The organism is Billgrantia montanilacus, from assembly GCF_003336675.1.
Taxonomy (GTDB): Bacteria; Pseudomonadota; Gammaproteobacteria; order Pseudomonadales; family Halomonadaceae; genus Halomonas; species Halomonas montanilacus.
The window spans coordinates 278,734-294,276 of record NZ_QPII01000005.1 but is presented as its reverse complement, the minus strand read 5'-3'; the positions used below and the strand labels follow the sequence as shown (position 1 = coordinate 294,276).

At 64.2% G+C, this 15,543-nt stretch carries 12 protein-coding genes; 8 read left to right on the top strand and 4 right to left on the bottom strand.

The window, feature by feature from the left end; genetic code table 11:
* Window positions 1-393: 393 nt before the first annotated feature.
* Entirely contained in the window at window positions 394-1,407 is a 1,014-nt protein-coding gene (locus DU505_RS09860) for an AbrB family transcriptional regulator (protein ID WP_245947867.1), read from the bottom strand.
* A 127-nt stretch (window positions 1,408-1,534) separates the two neighbouring features.
* On the opposite strand from DU505_RS09860, the gene DU505_RS09855 reads away from it, so the two are divergent.
* The gene (locus tag DU505_RS09855) at window positions 1,535-2,308 is read left to right on the top strand and encodes a TlyA family RNA methyltransferase (RefSeq protein WP_114478807.1); all 774 of its coding nucleotides are present in this window, start codon (window positions 1,535-1,537) and stop codon (window positions 2,306-2,308) included.
* Window positions 2,309-2,318: 10 nt separating this feature from the next.
* Here DU505_RS09855 and mscK read toward each other — a convergent pair whose 3' ends face one another.
* Window positions 2,319-5,744 (bottom strand): mechanosensitive channel MscK, encoded by a 3,426-nt coding sequence (gene mscK, locus DU505_RS09850; RefSeq protein ID WP_245947865.1) that lies wholly within the window; start codon window positions 5,742-5,744, stop codon window positions 2,319-2,321.
* Between the two features lie 144 nt (window positions 5,745-5,888).
* On the opposite strand from mscK, the gene DU505_RS09845 reads away from it, so the two are divergent.
* From DU505_RS09845 to DU505_RS09825, 5 genes are all read left to right on the top strand, one after another.
* The gene (locus DU505_RS09845; protein ID WP_114478806.1) at window positions 5,889-6,902 is read left to right on the top strand and encodes a phospholipase A; all 1,014 of its coding nucleotides are present in this window, start codon (window positions 5,889-5,891) and stop codon (window positions 6,900-6,902) included.
* 96 nt (window positions 6,903-6,998) lie between these two features.
* Entirely contained in the window at window positions 6,999-7,331 is a 333-nt protein-coding gene (locus DU505_RS09840) for an ElaB/YgaM/YqjD family protein (protein ID WP_114478805.1), read from the top strand.
* Window positions 7,331-7,732, top strand: coding sequence for a phage holin family protein (locus DU505_RS09835; RefSeq protein WP_114478804.1), 402 nt, complete (start codon window positions 7,331-7,333; stop codon window positions 7,730-7,732). The genes DU505_RS09840 and DU505_RS09835 overlap by 1 nt, the downstream gene beginning before the upstream one ends.
* Window positions 7,713-8,030, top strand: coding sequence for a YqjK-like family protein (locus tag DU505_RS09830; protein ID WP_114478803.1), 318 nt, complete (start codon window positions 7,713-7,715; stop codon window positions 8,028-8,030). Before DU505_RS09835 ends, DU505_RS09830 begins: the two co-directional genes overlap by 20 nt.
* A 100-nt stretch (window positions 8,031-8,130) precedes the next feature.
* The gene (locus tag DU505_RS09825; protein WP_114478802.1) at window positions 8,131-8,583 is read left to right on the top strand and encodes a CopD family protein; all 453 of its coding nucleotides are present in this window, start codon (window positions 8,131-8,133) and stop codon (window positions 8,581-8,583) included.
* 313 nt (window positions 8,584-8,896) lie between these two features.
* On the opposite strand, the gene DU505_RS09820 is transcribed toward DU505_RS09825, so the two are convergent.
* Together DU505_RS09820 and DU505_RS09815 are read right to left on the bottom strand one after the other, a co-directional pair.
* Window positions 8,897-9,547 carry a ubiquinone biosynthesis protein COQ9 gene (locus tag DU505_RS09820; protein ID WP_114478801.1) on the bottom strand — a complete coding sequence of 217 codons (651 nt, stop codon included), beginning with the start codon at window positions 9,545-9,547 and terminating at the stop codon, window positions 8,897-8,899.
* Between the two features lie 145 nt (window positions 9,548-9,692).
* Window positions 9,693-10,898 (bottom strand): BaiN/RdsA family NAD(P)/FAD-dependent oxidoreductase, encoded by a 1,206-nt coding sequence (locus tag DU505_RS09815; RefSeq protein WP_114478800.1) that lies wholly within the window; start codon window positions 10,896-10,898, stop codon window positions 9,693-9,695.
* A gap of 344 nt (window positions 10,899-11,242) precedes the next feature.
* On the opposite strand from DU505_RS09815, the gene DU505_RS09810 reads away from it, so the two are divergent.
* Both DU505_RS09810 and DU505_RS09805 read left to right on the top strand, forming a co-directional pair.
* Entirely contained in the window at window positions 11,243-12,367 is a 1,125-nt protein-coding gene (locus DU505_RS09810) for an efflux RND transporter periplasmic adaptor subunit (RefSeq protein ID WP_114478799.1), read from the top strand.
* Window positions 12,367-15,513 (top strand): efflux RND transporter permease subunit, encoded by a 3,147-nt coding sequence (locus DU505_RS09805; RefSeq protein ID WP_114478798.1) that lies wholly within the window; start codon window positions 12,367-12,369, stop codon window positions 15,511-15,513. Before DU505_RS09810 ends, DU505_RS09805 begins: the two co-directional genes overlap by 1 nt.
* Window positions 15,514-15,543: the final 30 nt, after the last annotated feature.

The following is a 15,543-nucleotide window of genomic DNA, read 5'->3' as shown; positions in this document are numbered from 1 at the left end:
CAGGGGGCATAATCTAGGTCCCAGGCTGTAGCGCCTCAGGCTTTGTGGATGCTCACCCTGATGCCAAGGCCTGCTGGTAGCTAATCAACAAGCCCGGAGAGACACAAGGCTTTGTCTGAAAAGTCGGCGAGCGAAGGCCAGGGCTAGGCCCGTTCCCTACGGGCCAACGCACTTCCCACATCCCTGTGGGTCGCAAGGCAAAAATCGGCGACAAATCGGCAGGACGGCCGATTTGGGCAGCTCCGCTGCTCGAAGAGCGAGCGACAGGGATGTCGCGAGTCCAAAGCGGAGTTTACGGGGTGTAAATGAGTACTTTGAGCCGATTTTTAACGCCGTATGGCCGAGCGCAGCCAGTTTTCGGACAGAGCCTAAGACCGGGCGCGATGTCGCACCTCAGCGGCTGCCTGGCACTCCCCTGCTGATCAAATATCGCGCCCAGAAGGGCGCAAACACCATCAGGGCAACCATTCTCAGCAGGTGGTGAAAGGCGACGAAAACAGGATCGATGTCCAGCGCCACGGCGAGTATCGCCATCTCGCCGATGCCGCCTGGCGCCAGCGCCAGCAGGGCGACGTCGCGAGGCACGCCGATCAGCCGATGGATCGCCTCGGCGAACAGCGCCAGTACCCCAAGCGCCAGCAACGTCGCAACGCCGGCTTCAAGCAGGTAGCGACCCAGGCGCGCCCGGGACAAGCCCCGGAACCGCGAGCCTATGGCACTGCCCAGCACCCAGAGCATCACGTTCAGGCCCCAACCGGGGAGCTGGAGACTGGCAATATCGAAGCCGGACAGCACCGCAGCGAACAGCAGCGGTGCCAAGAGGGACGCGCTGGGCAGCCGTAGCCGGTTGCCCAGTACGATCAGCAGCGGCAACATCAACAGCATCCAGAGGTGAGCCGACACCACCGCCGTCTCTTCGACCTGGGTGGCGGCACCGCCTTCCCAGAGCCAGAACAGGGGTGGCAACCACAGCACCACCAGGATAATGCGCAGCGACTGGGCAATGGCGATACGCTGGGGATCGCCGCCGCACTTCTCGCCCATGAGAATCATCGCTGTCATGGCCCCGGGCGCCGAAGCGTACCAGGCGCTCACCGGGTCGAAGCCGCAGCGTCGGTACCAGGCTGCCGCTGCCGTGGTGGAGACCGCCACACCGAAGAGCAGCAGTGCCGCCGACAGCGGCCAGTCCAGCACCCGCTCGGCCAGCTGCGGCGTAACCTGGCTACCCAGCACCAGGCCAAGCACGCCGAGAAAGGCCTCACGCAGGCCTTCGGGAATACGAACATCGACGCCCCGCGCCGAAACCAGCAGGTTGGCCACCAGCGGACCCAACATCCAGGCCAGCGGCAGGCCGGTGAGCTGGAACAGCAGTCCTCCCAGCGCTCCGATGCCCAATGATCTCGCCATTGCCCCGCCCGGTACGCGCCCCATCCTGCCCCCTTCTGTTAACCGGCTAACGAAATGAGTATGCCATAATGCCGGTCCAGCTTCTTGCCACCTTCCTTCTGGCCACCCCTTACTGCCGGAGACGCCCATGCCCCGCCTCGACCAGCTACTCGTCAGCCAGGGCCTCGCCCGTTCGCGTACGCGGGCCCAGCGACTGATCCGCAACGGCCGCGTCAGCGTTGCCAGCAGCGGCCGGGTGCTCGACAAGCCAAGCGAAAAACTGGCCGAGGATTGCCGCCTCAAGGTCGCGGAAGACCCGGAAGAGCGCTATGTATCGCGTGCAGGACTCAAGCTAGAGGCATTGATCGAGGCGCTGGGGCTCGATTTCGGAGACAGGCTGGTACTGGACGTGGGCCAGTCCACCGGCGGCTTCACCGATTGCGCGCTGCGCTACGGTGCCCGCCATGTGGTCGGCGTGGAGGTAGGCCACGGCCAGCTGGACCCGGAGCTGCGCGGCGAACCACGGGTCACCTGCCTGGAAGGTCTCAACGCCCGGGCCATGGCCGACGAACCGCGACTCCAGGCGGCTCTTGCCGCCCAGGGCGCCGAGGGACCCGACATCGCGGTAATGGATGTTTCCTTCATTTCCCAGACGCTGATACTGCCGCAGCTCTCCCGCCTGCTGCGCCCCGGCGGTGAACTGCTGAGCCTGGTCAAGCCGCAGTTCGAACTCGGCGCGGGCGGCGTTGATGGCCGCGGCATCGTGAAGGATCCGGCAAGCTACCTCGCCGTGGAAACGCGGCTTCGCAGCAGCTGCGCTGACGCCGGTTTCCGCATCCTCCACTGGCAGGAGAGCCCCCTGCTTGGCGGCGACGGCAACCGGGAGTTCCTGATGCACGCCGTGCGGGGAGAGAAAGACTAGTCAGGCGCACCTAACGCCCGCCATCCCCGCCACCGTCGCTGTCACCTGCGCTGATGTCACCGGGGTCGCCAGGGGCCCCGGGAGCGGGATGAGAAGGATCGACCCGTTCACCGCCCGGCTCACTCAACACCTTCTTGCTGACGCCATCGTGACGATGCAGCCATACGTCGAGCTGGTTGAAGGCGATATCCACTTCGTGCTCGGCAAACAGCTCACCGACCCGGCAATTGATCTCGTCGGTGGCATAGAGCCGATCCCCGAGGGAATTGACGAAGACGCGGAGCTCGAAGTTCAGCGTGCTCTCGCCATAGTCCATGAAGAAGACCTGCGGCTCGGGCTCGGCCAGCACGCGCGGATTCTCGTCGGCCGCCTCGCGCAGCAGGCGATGGACCAATCGATGGTCCGAGCCGTAGGCCACGCCGAATATGAGCACCACCCGTGTGACCGTATCCGACAGCGACCAGTTGATCAGCTGGTCGGTGACGAAGGTCTTGTTGGGAATGATGATCTCCTTGCGGTCGAAATCGGTCACCGTGGTGGCCCGTATGCGGATCTTGCTCACCGTACCGGAGAGATTGCCGATCGTGATGGTGTCGCCGATGCGAACCGGACGCTCGAAGAGAATGATCAGGCCCGAGACGAAGTTGGCGAAGATCTCCTGCAGGCCAAAACCCAGGCCCACCCCCAGTGCCGCCACCAGCCACTGCAGCTGGCTCCAGGCCACCCCCAGAGTCGCCAGTGCCACGATGAGGCCGGTGCCGACGATGGTATAAGAGAGCAGCGATGTGATGGCATAGGAACTACCCTGCTTCAGCTCCAGCCGCGACAGAACCATCACCTCAAGCAGGCCCGGCAGGTTGCGCGCCATCATCAGCGTGAGGCCGAAGACCAGTAGTGCAGTGAAGGTATCGGCGACCGAGAGAGTGCTGGTGACCAGGTCCGCCCCCACGCCATCGGACGCCTCCCAGATGGCCACACGCTCCAGATAGCCCAGGACCGACAGCAGGTCCGACCAGACCAGATAGAGCAGCAGCGCAAAGCCGATCAACAGGATCAGCTTGGAGAGGCGCAGCGACTGCTGATTGATCTGCTCCATATCCAGCGGCGGCTCCTCCACCACTTCCAGCCCGCCTTCGGCCCCCTCCTGCACCTGGGCACGGCGACGGGCCAGCGCTCGCTTGAAGGCAAGTCGGCGGGCTGCCACCGCCAGCCCGCGCACCACCGTGGCCTCGACCAGGATCCACATGGCCAGCAGGTAGAGCGTGATGACGAAGCGCCCCACCAGACTCAACGCCGTGTACTCGTACCCGGAAACGATCAGGCCGATGAGCGCCAGCGGGACCGCCGCCAGGATCAGCCCCAGGATCAGGCGGAACAGCTTGACTCCGAAGAACGGCGTATGGGCCATGATCAGGCGCGCCAGCAGCACGCTCATGGCCAGCAGTCCGCCGAGCAGCAGCGTCAGCGCCAGGGGACGCGTGGTGACGCTGATCTCGCCATCCCGCGCCAGGGTGGAGATCAGCAGTATTGGCACCAGCGCCAGGCCGAGCCATCGCAATAGCTCACGCAGCCGGGCGACATACCCCGCCGGCCAGTAGAAGTGCTTGGTCGCCACGCCGTCACGAACCAGCAGGCGCCGTGACCAGGCAATGAAGGCCCAGGCCAGGGCCAGGTGCCAGAAGGCCTGCCCCAGCCCCGAGGCAATGCCCTGGCCATCGGCCACCAGCGCCGCGCCGAGGCCACCCAGGGCCAAGGGGCCGGGAAGCGCCAGCAATGCGTTCAGCGCGACCGCCTGGGGGGTATGGCCCTGGGAATCGCTGCGCAGCCGCCCTATCTGCTCATGCAGTGCCGCCAGCCTGCGCTGGATGCGTCGGCGTGACCACAGCAGCACCAGCGACAGCAAAAGGAAAGGCAGCCCGATCAGGGCCTTGGCTTCGGGGATCCGCCAGTGATGGGGCAATGCCTCGCGCCACTCCCCCTCCTGCCACTCCAGCACCAGGTTCGCCGGCAGCTGCCGAAACCAGGCCAGGTCCAGCGGACGGGTATTGGCGATCCAGAACAGCTGCTCATCAATGGTGGAACGCAGCTCTTTCGATGTCTCCAACAGCTGCTGCTGGTTGAGCTGGAACTCGATGGCCGAGCTCAACAGGTTGCCATAGCTCTGCTCGAGCTGATCCACCAGCTCACGCCGCGACTGGTAGAGGTGCTGCAGCGACTCGATCAGCGCCGGCGTCACCTCCACCCCCGCCTCTTCCAGGCGCTGGTTGGCCAGGCGCTCGCCCTGGCGCAGCATGTCGCGCTGACGCACGAGGTCGAACTGCCTCAAGCGCAGGTCGGCGATTTCATCCTGAAGGTCGCCCCGCGTATCCACCTGGGGGAGCGAGCGACGCTGTTCACGCAGAATCCGCGACAGCAGCAGGCTGCCGCGGATGGCATCGATCTGCTCATTGAGACTGCGCTGCAGCTGGCGCACATGGTCGAGCTGGCTGCGCAGTGCCAGGCTTTCCCGCACCAGACCGTTGATACGGTCATTGGCTCGCAGCAGCTCCAGACTGAGTTCACGATTGACCTGCTGTGCCCGCTCCAGGACCGGGTGGCCGGCCTCGAGCAGCGGGTCATCCCGGGCGGCATCGGCAATGGCCTGTTCCGATGCGAGTCGCCGCTGCCGGTCGATGACGCTCTGCAATATGGCGAGCTCGGTCTCCTGGCGTGCCACCTGCTGTGTCAGCAGATCGCGCCGCTGTTGAGCCAGCTCACGCAGTCGTGTATTGCTGCCCAGTTGGCGCTGGTGCAGCCTCAGGGAGCGCTCGGCCAGGCGTCGCTCGACCAGGCGTTGCCACAGCTCCGGCGCATCTTCGGTCAGACCCTGCCCCTCCAACGCATCCAGTGCGCGTCGGGAGCGCTCAGCGGCCTGCATCGCCTCGGAGATGGCCTGCTGAGCTCGCTCCGGCAGCGTCTGGGCAGAGAGTAACTGGTTGTTGACCTCGGCCAGCCGCTCCTGCAGCTGCTGCAGCTCGAATACCGCCTCCTGCTGGCGGTACTCGAGCTCCTCCAGCGGCTGGTCATCCAGTTCGGTGGCCGAGCGATCCAGCGCGGCCTCCTCTTCCTGCAAGAGCTCCCGCTCGAGGCGCATCAGCTCGCCGGGGGCTTCCTCGAGACGCTGCTCGAGAGCGGTGAGGCGCTCCTCGACCCCCGCCAACTGCTCCAGTGCTTCCAGCGTCGCCTCCAAGGAATCGATAGCGCGCTGATCGGCTTCGCTGACGCTTTCCCCTTCCGCGGGGCGAAGTTCGTCGAGGCGTGCCTCTACCGCCGCTCTCTCGGGCAAGTCATCATCGGCTACTACCGCTGCACCCGGCAGCAACAGCAAACCGACCAGCAGACAGAGCGCCAGGAAAGTGAACCGGATGGCACCGGCAGAAACGGGGATGGCGTACACGATATCCTCTATGTGACAGGGGCTTCTTGCCCGGCACGATTTTCGGCCTACCCTACGAAGTTGGCAATGATTGTCGTCAGCAGTTGACTTGCGCCACCGGCGTGGTAGAAACGGAACTCAAATGCCTCGCTTCGAGTTGCCCTCATGACCATTCGTTCCATCCTGTTAGCTGGTACCAGTCTGCTGGGCTTACTGCCGCTCGTTGCTCTGGCCCAAAGCGACGCTCAAAGAGAGGCCATTGAAAGCCGTATCGAGGCCCTGTCCAGCGAACTGGAAAGCCTGCAGCGCCAGCTGGAAATTCTCCCCGAGGAGACCGCCGCGGCAGCCGACCAGGATGAAGCGGTGCAGGAAGAGATAGCCCAACGTCGCCAGCTGGAGCGCGAGTCGACCCGGAACCCCTTCGCCATCACCACCCATCGGCGCAACTACCTCTTGCCGCTGAGCTACACCACCAACCCCAATAATCCGGCATTTCGTGACATCTCGGCCGATAACGGTCCCAACGACCTCGAGGTCAAGTTCCAGTTCAGCGCCAAGGTCAACATCCTTGAAGACCTGTTCGGTGACACCGGTGACCTCTACTTCGCCTACACCCAGCGCAGCTGGTGGCAGGCCTACAATACCGATGCCTCCTCTCCCTTCCGGGAAACCAACTATGAACCGGAGGTCTTCCTCGACCTGGACAATGACTGGCGCCTGTTTGGCTGGACCAATACCCGCAACCGCTTCTCCCTCAACCACCTCTCCAACGGTCGGTCTTCGTCGATGTCCCGCAGCTGGAATCGCGCCTATCTCGAGAGCGTCTTTCAGCGCGGAGACTGGGCCGTCGCCATCGCACCGCACTGGCGCATCCCGGAATCGGAGAGCGACGATGACAACCCCGACATCGAGCGCTACATGGGCTACGGCGATGTCACCGTCGCAAGGCGGATCAACGGCGACCATGAAGCCAGCCTGATGGTTCGCGGCAATCCCAGCGCGGGCAACATGGGCTCACAGTTCGATTATTCCTGGCCCTTCTTTGGCAATGTCCGTGGTCATGTCCAATATTTCTACGGCTATGGGGAGAGCATGATCGATTATGACCATCGTAACCACCGCCTGAGCGTGGGTTTCAGTCTCAATCCGCTTTTTTCCGGCAGTGGCAGTGTGCGTTGACGCTGCCTTGAACGCCTGCGACAGAATGACGTGCATTGAAGTCACACCAACGAATGCTATGCTGAGCCTGTCACTCATCGTCAAAGGAAGACCGTCATGGCATCTCGCAAGCCCAGTACTGACGACACCGCCCGACAACTCAAGGAAGATCTGCACCACCTGACTCACATGATCGAGGACTTGGTCAGCGCCACCGCCGACGACTCCCGAAGCAACATCAAGGACCTGCGCGCACGAGCCGAAAAGCGCCTGAAAGAGACCCGCGACCGACTCGAATCGCGTGGCGAGCGTCTCTACGACGAAGCGCGTGATAGCGTGTCTCACCAGGTCGATGCCTGCGACCGCTATGTTCACGACAACCCCTGGACCAGCGTCGGCCTTGGGGCCGTGGCCGGCATCGTCATCGGTATGCTCATCGGACGTCGCTGATGGAATCGAGCCAAGGACCGGCACAACGGCTGTTCAGCGCCGGCAAACGGTTGCTGAGCAGCCTGGTTACCGCCGGCGAGACCCGATTGCGCCTCGTCGTACTCGAGCTGGAAGAAGAACGGGCGAGACTGTTCACCCTGCTACTGCTCTCCGGCTTGAGCCTGCTGCTGATGCTGCTGGGGCTTGGCATGCTGATGCTGCTGGTTGTGGTGATCTTCTGGGACACGCATCGACTGGCGGCCATCGCAATCAGCGCCGCCGTACTGCTTGGTGGTGGCCTCATGCTTGCACTACTGGTGATGCGCCTGGTACGGCGCCATACTCTGCTGAAGGAGACGCTGGCCCAATTGGCCAGCGACCGTGACCTGGTGGAGAGCTCTCGTGACCAGCCACGCCACTGAGCGACAGCATGCCCAGCCCCCCAACAGGGCCGAACGCAAGGCCAGGTTGCTTGCGACCATCGAGCAACAGCGGATCGATATCCTGGTGGAATCCAGCCGTTGGCGAGAAGCCAGCCGGCCCCTCGACGATGGCTGGCGCTCGCTGATGCGGTTCAGGGGTATCATACTCGCCGCGGGCGGCCTTGCCGTATTGCAAAGCGCCCGACACCCCTCTGCGCTGGTTCGTGCCGGCAAACGTATCGCTGCTGGCGCACTGTTGTTCAATCGCGCACGCCGACTGTACGACCAGTTTCGCTAGCCGCCTTTCTCGTGACACAGGACCTGGGCGACTCAGGGCTTGAGTGGCACAGGCTCTAGGCACACGGGACATCGCCGGAACACGATAGGAGAGACGACCAATGGCGCTCGCCATCACCCTACATATGCTTGCCGCGGTCATCTGGGTGGGCGGCATGTTTTTCGCCTGGATGATCCTGCGCCCGATAGCGGGGGGGCAATTGGAACCGCCGCAGCGGCTGACGCTCTGGGTTGGCGTGTTCAAACGCTTCTTTCCCTGGGTCTGGTTGGCCGTGCTCGTGCTGCTGGGTACGGGGCTATGGATGCTGTTCGCGGTATTCGGCATGGCCGGCGCCCGTTGGCACATCCACCTGATGCTGCTCACCGGCCTGGTGATGATGGGGATCTTCGGCCACATCTATTTCGTGCCCTATCCTCGCCTCAAGGCGGCAGTCGACGGCCATGCCTGGCTCGAAGGGGGCAAGCATCTGGCTCAGATACGCCGCTGGATCGGGATCAATCTGATTATCGGCCTTGTCACCGTGGCGATAGCCTCGGGTGGACGCTTTCTCTAAGGCCCGACACAACCGCTGGCGTTTCAGCCTCCGCCGAGGCGCCTGCCGGCGCCAGTCGCGACGCAGAGTCGGAACGCCGAACCGGGCGCTCCAACAGCGACCCTCTCCACCAAGGGAGAGATAAGCAGCTGTAGGAGCAGCTTTAGCTCGCGACTGGAGGCCGAAGGACTCCCGGCGGTGTTACCGGCGTTGGCGACAACCACTGACGTTTCAGCCTCCGCCAAGGCGCCTGCCGGCGCCAGTCGCAACACAGAGTCGGAACGCCGAACCGGGCGCTCCAACAGCTGCTTTCTTCACCGATGGTAACTACCCGCTATAGGGAAGCCGAAGCCGGGCTGGCCGCCTTGCGCTTCATCCCCGGAATCCACTTCATGCAGTTTTCCCCGCCCTTTAGCCGCCGCTGAACGAACTGCCGGGTCCGGTGCTGGCCATCGCTGCTGTCTCGGGACCAGACAGCAAGGGTTGCCAGGAACAGGCTGGTCAGTGCCACCTCCTCGATCTGGGCCCTGCGAGTCCCGTAGCGCGCCTCCAGCTGCGCCGCTTCGCGCAGCCATTGGACGGTGCGCGACAGGTCGAAGGCCATGGGTACCCAGGTATGCAGATGCGGCAGGTGGGCCTTGGTCTGCAGCATCTGCACGGTGACCTCACGATGGGCAGAGAAAGCATCGAACCAGGCCAGCAGGCAGTGTTCGATGCGACTCCTTTCGGGCCAGTCCTCGAAAGTGTCCGGTTTGTTGGTGAGCATTGCCTGCAGTCCCCGCTGGAACCAGGCATTGGCCACGGCATCCAGATCACGAAATCGGGTCAACACCAGTGACATGGGCAGCTCTAGGGCACGGGCCACTTCCGTCAGGCGTACCGCCTCCCAGCCTCTCTCCTCGGCCTGTCGAACGGCTTCATCGACCACCTGGTCGGCATAGGAGCCATCGGTGGTCGAGGAATCATGTATGGCAATCATGGACATCGCGCAATCTCCAACCTGCGTTCCTGCCATGAGCATAGACCACCAGCTTGAGAATGGACTATCAACATGGACCATCGGGGCTTGAAACAGGGAACACTGGCGCAAGCGCCAGGCGGCGTTCTCAGGGCATTGTCACAGAGCTCTGTTACAGGGCATTGCCGCAAGCCACCCCCGAGGACCAGGCCCACTGGAAATTGTGGCCGCCGAGTTCTCCGGTAACGTCGAGCACCTCACCGATGAAGCGTAGCTGAGGCAGCCCCTCCACGGCGAAGGACTTCGAGGAGATCGCCTGGGTGTCTACGCCGCCCATGGTCACCTCCGCGGTGCGCCAGCCTTCGGTGCCCGCCGGCTTGACCCGCCAGCGGTTGAGGTGCCCCTGCCACGTTTCGATGCGCGCATTCGAGAGATCGGCCAGGAGCGGGTCCTGGCCGTACCATTCACCCAACGACTGGGCCAATCGCTTGGGCAGGCGCTCGCCCAGCCAGGTGGACAGCTGGCGTCTCGGGCTCTGCCGACGAGCGGTAGCCAGGGCCTCTCCGACATCGATACCGGGCAGCAGGTCGATCTCGAGCTCGTCGCCAGGCAGCCAGTAGCTGGAAATCTGAAGCATGCCCGGCCCCGAGAGCCCCCGATGGGTGAACAGCATTGGCTCGCGATAGTGTTGCTCGCGCCCCGGCCCCTGTCGCTGGTCATCACGCAGCACGCTGACCGCCACGTCGCAGGCCACGCCCGAGAGCGCCGCCGCACGCGCCTTCCACTGCGAAGTCAGTATAAACGGCACCAGCGCGGGGCGGGTGTCGGTGACCGCAAGGCCGAACTGCCGTGCGATGTCATAGCCGAAGCCGGTCGCCCCCATGGTGGGAATCGACAGACCGCCACAGGCCACCACCACGGCACCGGTCTCGATGCGGCCCTGTGACGTCAGCACCTGCATGCCCTCCCCCAGCCGCTCGACCCTCTCCACCGAGCACTGCAGACGAATATCGACCCCGGCCCAGTCGCACTCGGTGAGCAGGACCCGCAGGATCTCCTTGGCGGAATCAGCGCAGAACAGCTGGCCCGGCGCCTTTTCCACATAGTCGACCCCATGGCGCTCAACCAGCTCCACGAAGTGTTCGGGCCGGTAGCGCTTCAGCGCCGAAATGCAGAAATGCGGGTTGGCGGAGAAGAAGTTGGCCGGAGTGGTCGCCAGGTTGGTGAAGTTGCAGCGCCCCCCGCCGGACATGAGGATCTTCTTGCCCGCCTTGTTGGCATGATCGACGACCAGTACCCGCTGCCCGCCATAGCCGGCCGTCAGCGCACACATCAACCCGGCGGCCCCCGCCCCGATCACCACCACGTCATAGGTCATGCGCTCTTGTCTCCTGGCCGCTGCTATCAGGGCGCGCATTGTAGCAGTCGCATACGACCACGCCATCCAGAGCTGTACAGAAAACGGCTGCACCAGACTGGGCAAGGGTCAACAAGCCTACCAAAAAAGCATTCCAGGGAAAGGGTTCCAACAATCACGCCCTGCCCTACCCACACTTCTTCCCTTCCCTTTTTGTACAATATATGTACAATTAAATTCGCTGCGTGGAACTTGTGAATTGTTGTCACACTTCCGCCAAGCCGCGTGGCTAGTATTATCAGCGGTGCCCCAATGGATTGGGTCGTCTTCAGTCATGCATCGTTCGATACACCACAAGAGCCCCAATGAACACGATTTCACGCCTCAAGCCCCCCACGTGGCGCGACACTGTGTTGTTGCTGCCATCATTGTTGCTGCTATCACTCGCCCTGCTTTTGCTGAGCCTGCCGCTTGCCGCCCAGGAGCGCACCGCGGTGATCGCCTCCCGCGTGACGCTGGAGCCCTGGTCCGACCCCCTCGAGGCACTGGGCACCCTGCGCGCCGACGAGAGCGTCACCCTCTCCGCTACCGTTACCGAGATCGTCGCAGAGCTTAATTTCAGCGACGGTGACCTGGTCGAAGCCGGCCAGATGCTGATCCGCCTGGAGGATGGCGAGCAGCAGGCACAGCTACGTGCCGCCCAGGCCCAGCGCGACGAGCGACGCAGTGCAGTCAACCGGCTCACCCAGCTGCAGGAGCGCAACATGGCGCCACGCGCCGACGTTGAGGACAGCCAGGCACGGCTGCGCCAGGTGGAAGCCGAGATCCAGGGGCTGGAGGCGCGCCTGACCAACTACCAACTGCGCGCCCCCTTCGACGGCCGGGTGGGCTTTCGCAACATCAGCGTGGGCAGCCTGGTCACCCCCGGAACCCAGCTGGTGACCCTGGACAAGACCGACGTGATGAAGCTCGACTTCAACGTGCCCGAGGTCTTTCTGGCGATTCTCGAGCCCGGACTGCCGCTGACCGCGCATAGCGCGGCCTTTCCCGACGCTGTCTTCGAGGGCGAGGTCGCCAGCGTCGGCTCGCGGGTCGACCCGGTCAGCCGCAGCGTCAGCGTTCGCGCCGAACTGGCCAACCCCGAGCTTCGGCTGCGCCCAGGCATGTTGATGGAGGTCGTTGTCCAGCGCAGCCCTCGGCAGGCCGTGGTGGCGCCGGAATCGGTCCTCGTTCCCAGCGGTGACCGGCAATATGTGATGGTGATCGATGAAGCCGACGGCAACCGGCTCGAACGCCGCCGCGTCACCGTGGGCGAGCGCCGCACCGGTCAGGTCGAGATACTCGAAGGCCTGGCCGAGGGTGAACTGGTGGTCAATCATGGACTGCAGCGTGCACGGGAGGGGGACAGCGTGAGGCTGCTGGGCATCGCCGACGACGATGCCACGATCCGCAAGATACTCGAGCAGAACCGCAGTGAGGAAAGCTCCTGATGCGGCTCTCGGACCTCTCCGTCCAGCGCCCGGTGATGGCGACCGTACTGGCGCTACTGATCGTGGCCTTCGGCCTGCTGGCCATGCAGCGCCTGCCGCTGCAGGAGTACCCTTCCATCGACCCGCCGGTGGTCAGCATCGACACCCGCTACCCCGGCGCCTCGGCCAACGTGGTCGAAACCCGGATCACCCAGCAGTTGGAAGACCGCATCGCCGGGGTCGAGGGCATACAGTTGATCACCTCCTCCAGCGAGGATGGCCGTTCACGGATCAACATCGAGTTCCGGCTGGACATGGACATCGATGCCGCCGCCAACGACGTACGCGACCGCATTTCCGGCGCCCTGCGCAACTTGCCCGACGAAGCCGACCCACCGGAAGTGCAGAAGGCCGACTCGAGCGAGGAGGTGGTACTGTGGCTCGCCCTCACCGGCGACGACTACACGATTCCCGAGCTCACCGACTATGCCGACCGCTATCTGGTGGACGGCTTCTCGGTACAGCCCGGCGTGGCGCGGGTACGCGTGGGGGGCGGACGGGAGTACGCCATGCGGGTGTGGCTCGACCGCAATGCCCTGGCGGCCCGCAACCTCACCGTGGGCGATGTGGAAAGCGCCCTGCGCGCCGAGAACGTGGAGCTGCCTGCCGGGTCGATCGAGTCCCGCGACCGGCAGTTCATGGTCCGCTTGCCGCGTACCTTCAACCAGCCCGATGATTTCGAGCGCCTGGCGCTGACCCAGAGCCCCGATGGCTACCTGGTGCGCCTGGGCGACGTGGCGAGAGTGGAAATCGGCTCGGTAGAGGATCGCTCGATCTTCCGCGCCAACGGCGTGCCGATGGTGGGCCTGGGAATCATGAAACAGTCCACTGCCAACGTGCTGGAGGTCTCCGAGGGTGTGCAGGCAGAGCTGGCGCGGGTGCAGGACAGCCTGCCACAGGGCATGTCGCTCTCCCTCAACTACGATGCCTCGGTATTCGTTTCCGGTGCCATCCACCAGGTGGTGGTCACGCTCTTCATCGCCATGGGCCTGGTCGTCGTGGTGATTTTTCTGTTCCTCGGCAATGTGCGTACCACCCTGATACCCGCGGTAACGGTGCCGGTGGCCATGATCGGTGCTTTCATGGCGCTGGCCCTGATGGGCTTTTCGATCAACCTGCTGACGCTGCTCGCCCTGGTGCTGGCCATCGGCCTGATTGTCGATGACGCCATCGTGGTACTGGAGAACATTCACCGGCGCATGCACGACTATGGCGAGACCCCGCTGGTGGCGGCCTTCCGCGGCACCCGCCAGATCGCCTTTGCGGTCATTGCCACCACGCTGGTGCTGATCGCCGTGTTCGTGCCGCTGGGCTTCTTGCAGGGCAACGTCGGCCGCCTGTTCACCGAATTCGCCTTGACCATGGCCGCCGCCGTGGCCATCTCCAGCGTTCTGGCGCTCTCCCTGACCCCGATGATGGCCTCGAAGATTCTCAAGCCTTCGATGCACGAGGGCCGCATCGCCCTGGCCGTACAGTGGCTGCTGGAATTCACCCAAAAGATCTATCGCGCCCTGCTGGTCTGGGTGCTCAAGGCGCGTGCCGCGGTGCTGGCGGTGTTCGTGGCGCTGATTGCCGCCACCGTCTGGCTCGCCGACTTGCTGCCCAGCGAGTACACCCCGCAGGAGGATCGCGGCAGCTTCATCATCCTGGTCAACGGCCCGGAGGGTGCCACCTTCGACTACATCATGGACTACATGGATGAGATCGAAGTCCGGCTCGCCCCCATGCTGGAGAGCGGCGAACTCGAGCGAGTGGTAGTGCGCGCCCCGCGCGGCTTCGGCAATATCGAGAATTTCAACAACGGCTTCGCCATCATCAGCATGGCCCCCTGGGGCGAGCGTCGCGATGCCTGGTCGATCATGGACGAGGTTCGCCGGGAGCTGGCCGATCTGCCTGGGGTGCAGGCCTTCCCGGTGATGCGCCAGGGCTTTGGCCAGCGTATCAGCAAGCCGGTGGAGTTCGTGCTGGGCGGCGGCACCTACGAAGAGCTGGCCGAGTGGCGCGACACCCTGATGAATCATATCCGCGAGGACAACCCGAGACTGATCGGGCTGGATAGCGACTATCGCGAGACCCAGCCGCAGCTACGCGTCGATATCGACTATCCCCGCGCGGCCGACCTGGGCGTCACCATCACCGAGATCGGCCGTACTCTCGAGGTGCTGCTGGGTGGCCGCAACGTGACGCGCTATCTGGACAGCGGCCAGGAGTACGACGTCATCCTCGAGGGCGACCGGGGTAGCCAGGCCAGCCCACGCGCGCTGGACAACATCCAGGTGCGCTCGGCACGCTCGGGTGAGCTGATTCCCCTGGCCAGCCTGGTGAACTTCTCCGATTTCGCCGGTGCCAGCACCCTGAACCGCTTCAACCGACTGCGTGCCATCACCATCGAAGCCAACCTGGCCGACGGCTACTCCCTGGGCGAAGCCCTGGATTACCTGGAAGCCGCCGCCGCCGAGGTACTGCCCGGGCAGGCCCAGACCGACGTCAGCGGCGCCTCCCGCGACTTCCGCCAGGCCAGCGGGGCCACCACCTTCCTACTGATCCTGGGTGCGCTGGTGGTATTCCTGGTACTGGCGGCCCAGTTCGAGAGTTTCATCCACCCCTTCGTGATCATGCTCACCGTGCCTCTGGCCATGAGTGGCGCCATGCTGGGGCTGTTCGTCACCGGCCAATCGCTCAACATCTACAGCCAGGTAGGCCTGGTGATGCTGATCGGCCTGGCGGCCAAGAACGGTATCCTGATCGTGGAGTTCGCCAACCAGCTGCGCGACGAGGGTCTGGCCTTCCGCGATGCCCTGCTCGACGCCGCGGTAACGCGCCTGCGGCCGATCCTGATGACCGCGGTGACCACCATGGCCGGTTCCATTCCGTTGATCGTCTCCAGCGGTGCCGGTGCCGAGTCGCGCATGGTGATCGGCACGGTGATTCTTTCCGGCGTCGCCGCCGCCACCCTGTTCACGCTGTTCGTGGTACCGGTTGCCTACGACCTGCTGGCCCGCCATACCGGCTCCCCTGGCGATGTCAAACGCCGCCTGGAAGCGGAGATGACCGCCGGAAACGACGGGACTCCCAATCAGGACGGCACCGACAGCCAGAAGGCATGAACGGCGAAGGCCACCCTGGGGGGTGGCCTT

Excerpts from the sequence above, each read along its gene's own strand:
- DU505_RS09845 (WP_114478806.1), top strand. The coding sequence starts at position 5,889 with ATGACCATTCGTTCCATCCTGTTAGCTGGTACCAGTCTGCTGGGCTTA.
- DU505_RS09820 (WP_114478801.1), bottom strand. The coding sequence starts at position 9,547 with ATGTCCATGATTGCCATACATGATTCCTCGACCACCGATGGCTCCTAT.
- DU505_RS09805 (WP_114478798.1), top strand. The coding sequence starts at position 12,367 with ATGCGGCTCTCGGACCTCTCCGTCCAGCGCCCGGTGATGGCGACCGTA.
- DU505_RS09860 (WP_245947867.1), bottom strand. The coding sequence starts at position 1,407 with ATGGCGAGATCATTGGGCATCGGAGCGCTGGGAGGACTGCTGTTCCAG.
- DU505_RS09825 (WP_114478802.1), top strand. The coding sequence starts at position 8,131 with ATGGCGCTCGCCATCACCCTACATATGCTTGCCGCGGTCATCTGGGTG.
- DU505_RS09855 (WP_114478807.1), top strand. The coding sequence starts at position 1,535 with ATGCCCCGCCTCGACCAGCTACTCGTCAGCCAGGGCCTCGCCCGTTCG.
- DU505_RS09810 (WP_114478799.1), top strand. The coding sequence starts at position 11,243 with ATGAACACGATTTCACGCCTCAAGCCCCCCACGTGGCGCGACACTGTG.
- DU505_RS09840 (WP_114478805.1), top strand. The coding sequence starts at position 6,999 with ATGGCATCTCGCAAGCCCAGTACTGACGACACCGCCCGACAACTCAAG.
- DU505_RS09815 (WP_114478800.1), bottom strand. The coding sequence starts at position 10,898 with ATGACCTATGACGTGGTGGTGATCGGGGCGGGGGCCGCCGGGTTGATG.
- DU505_RS09835 (WP_114478804.1), top strand. The coding sequence starts at position 7,331 with ATGGAATCGAGCCAAGGACCGGCACAACGGCTGTTCAGCGCCGGCAAA.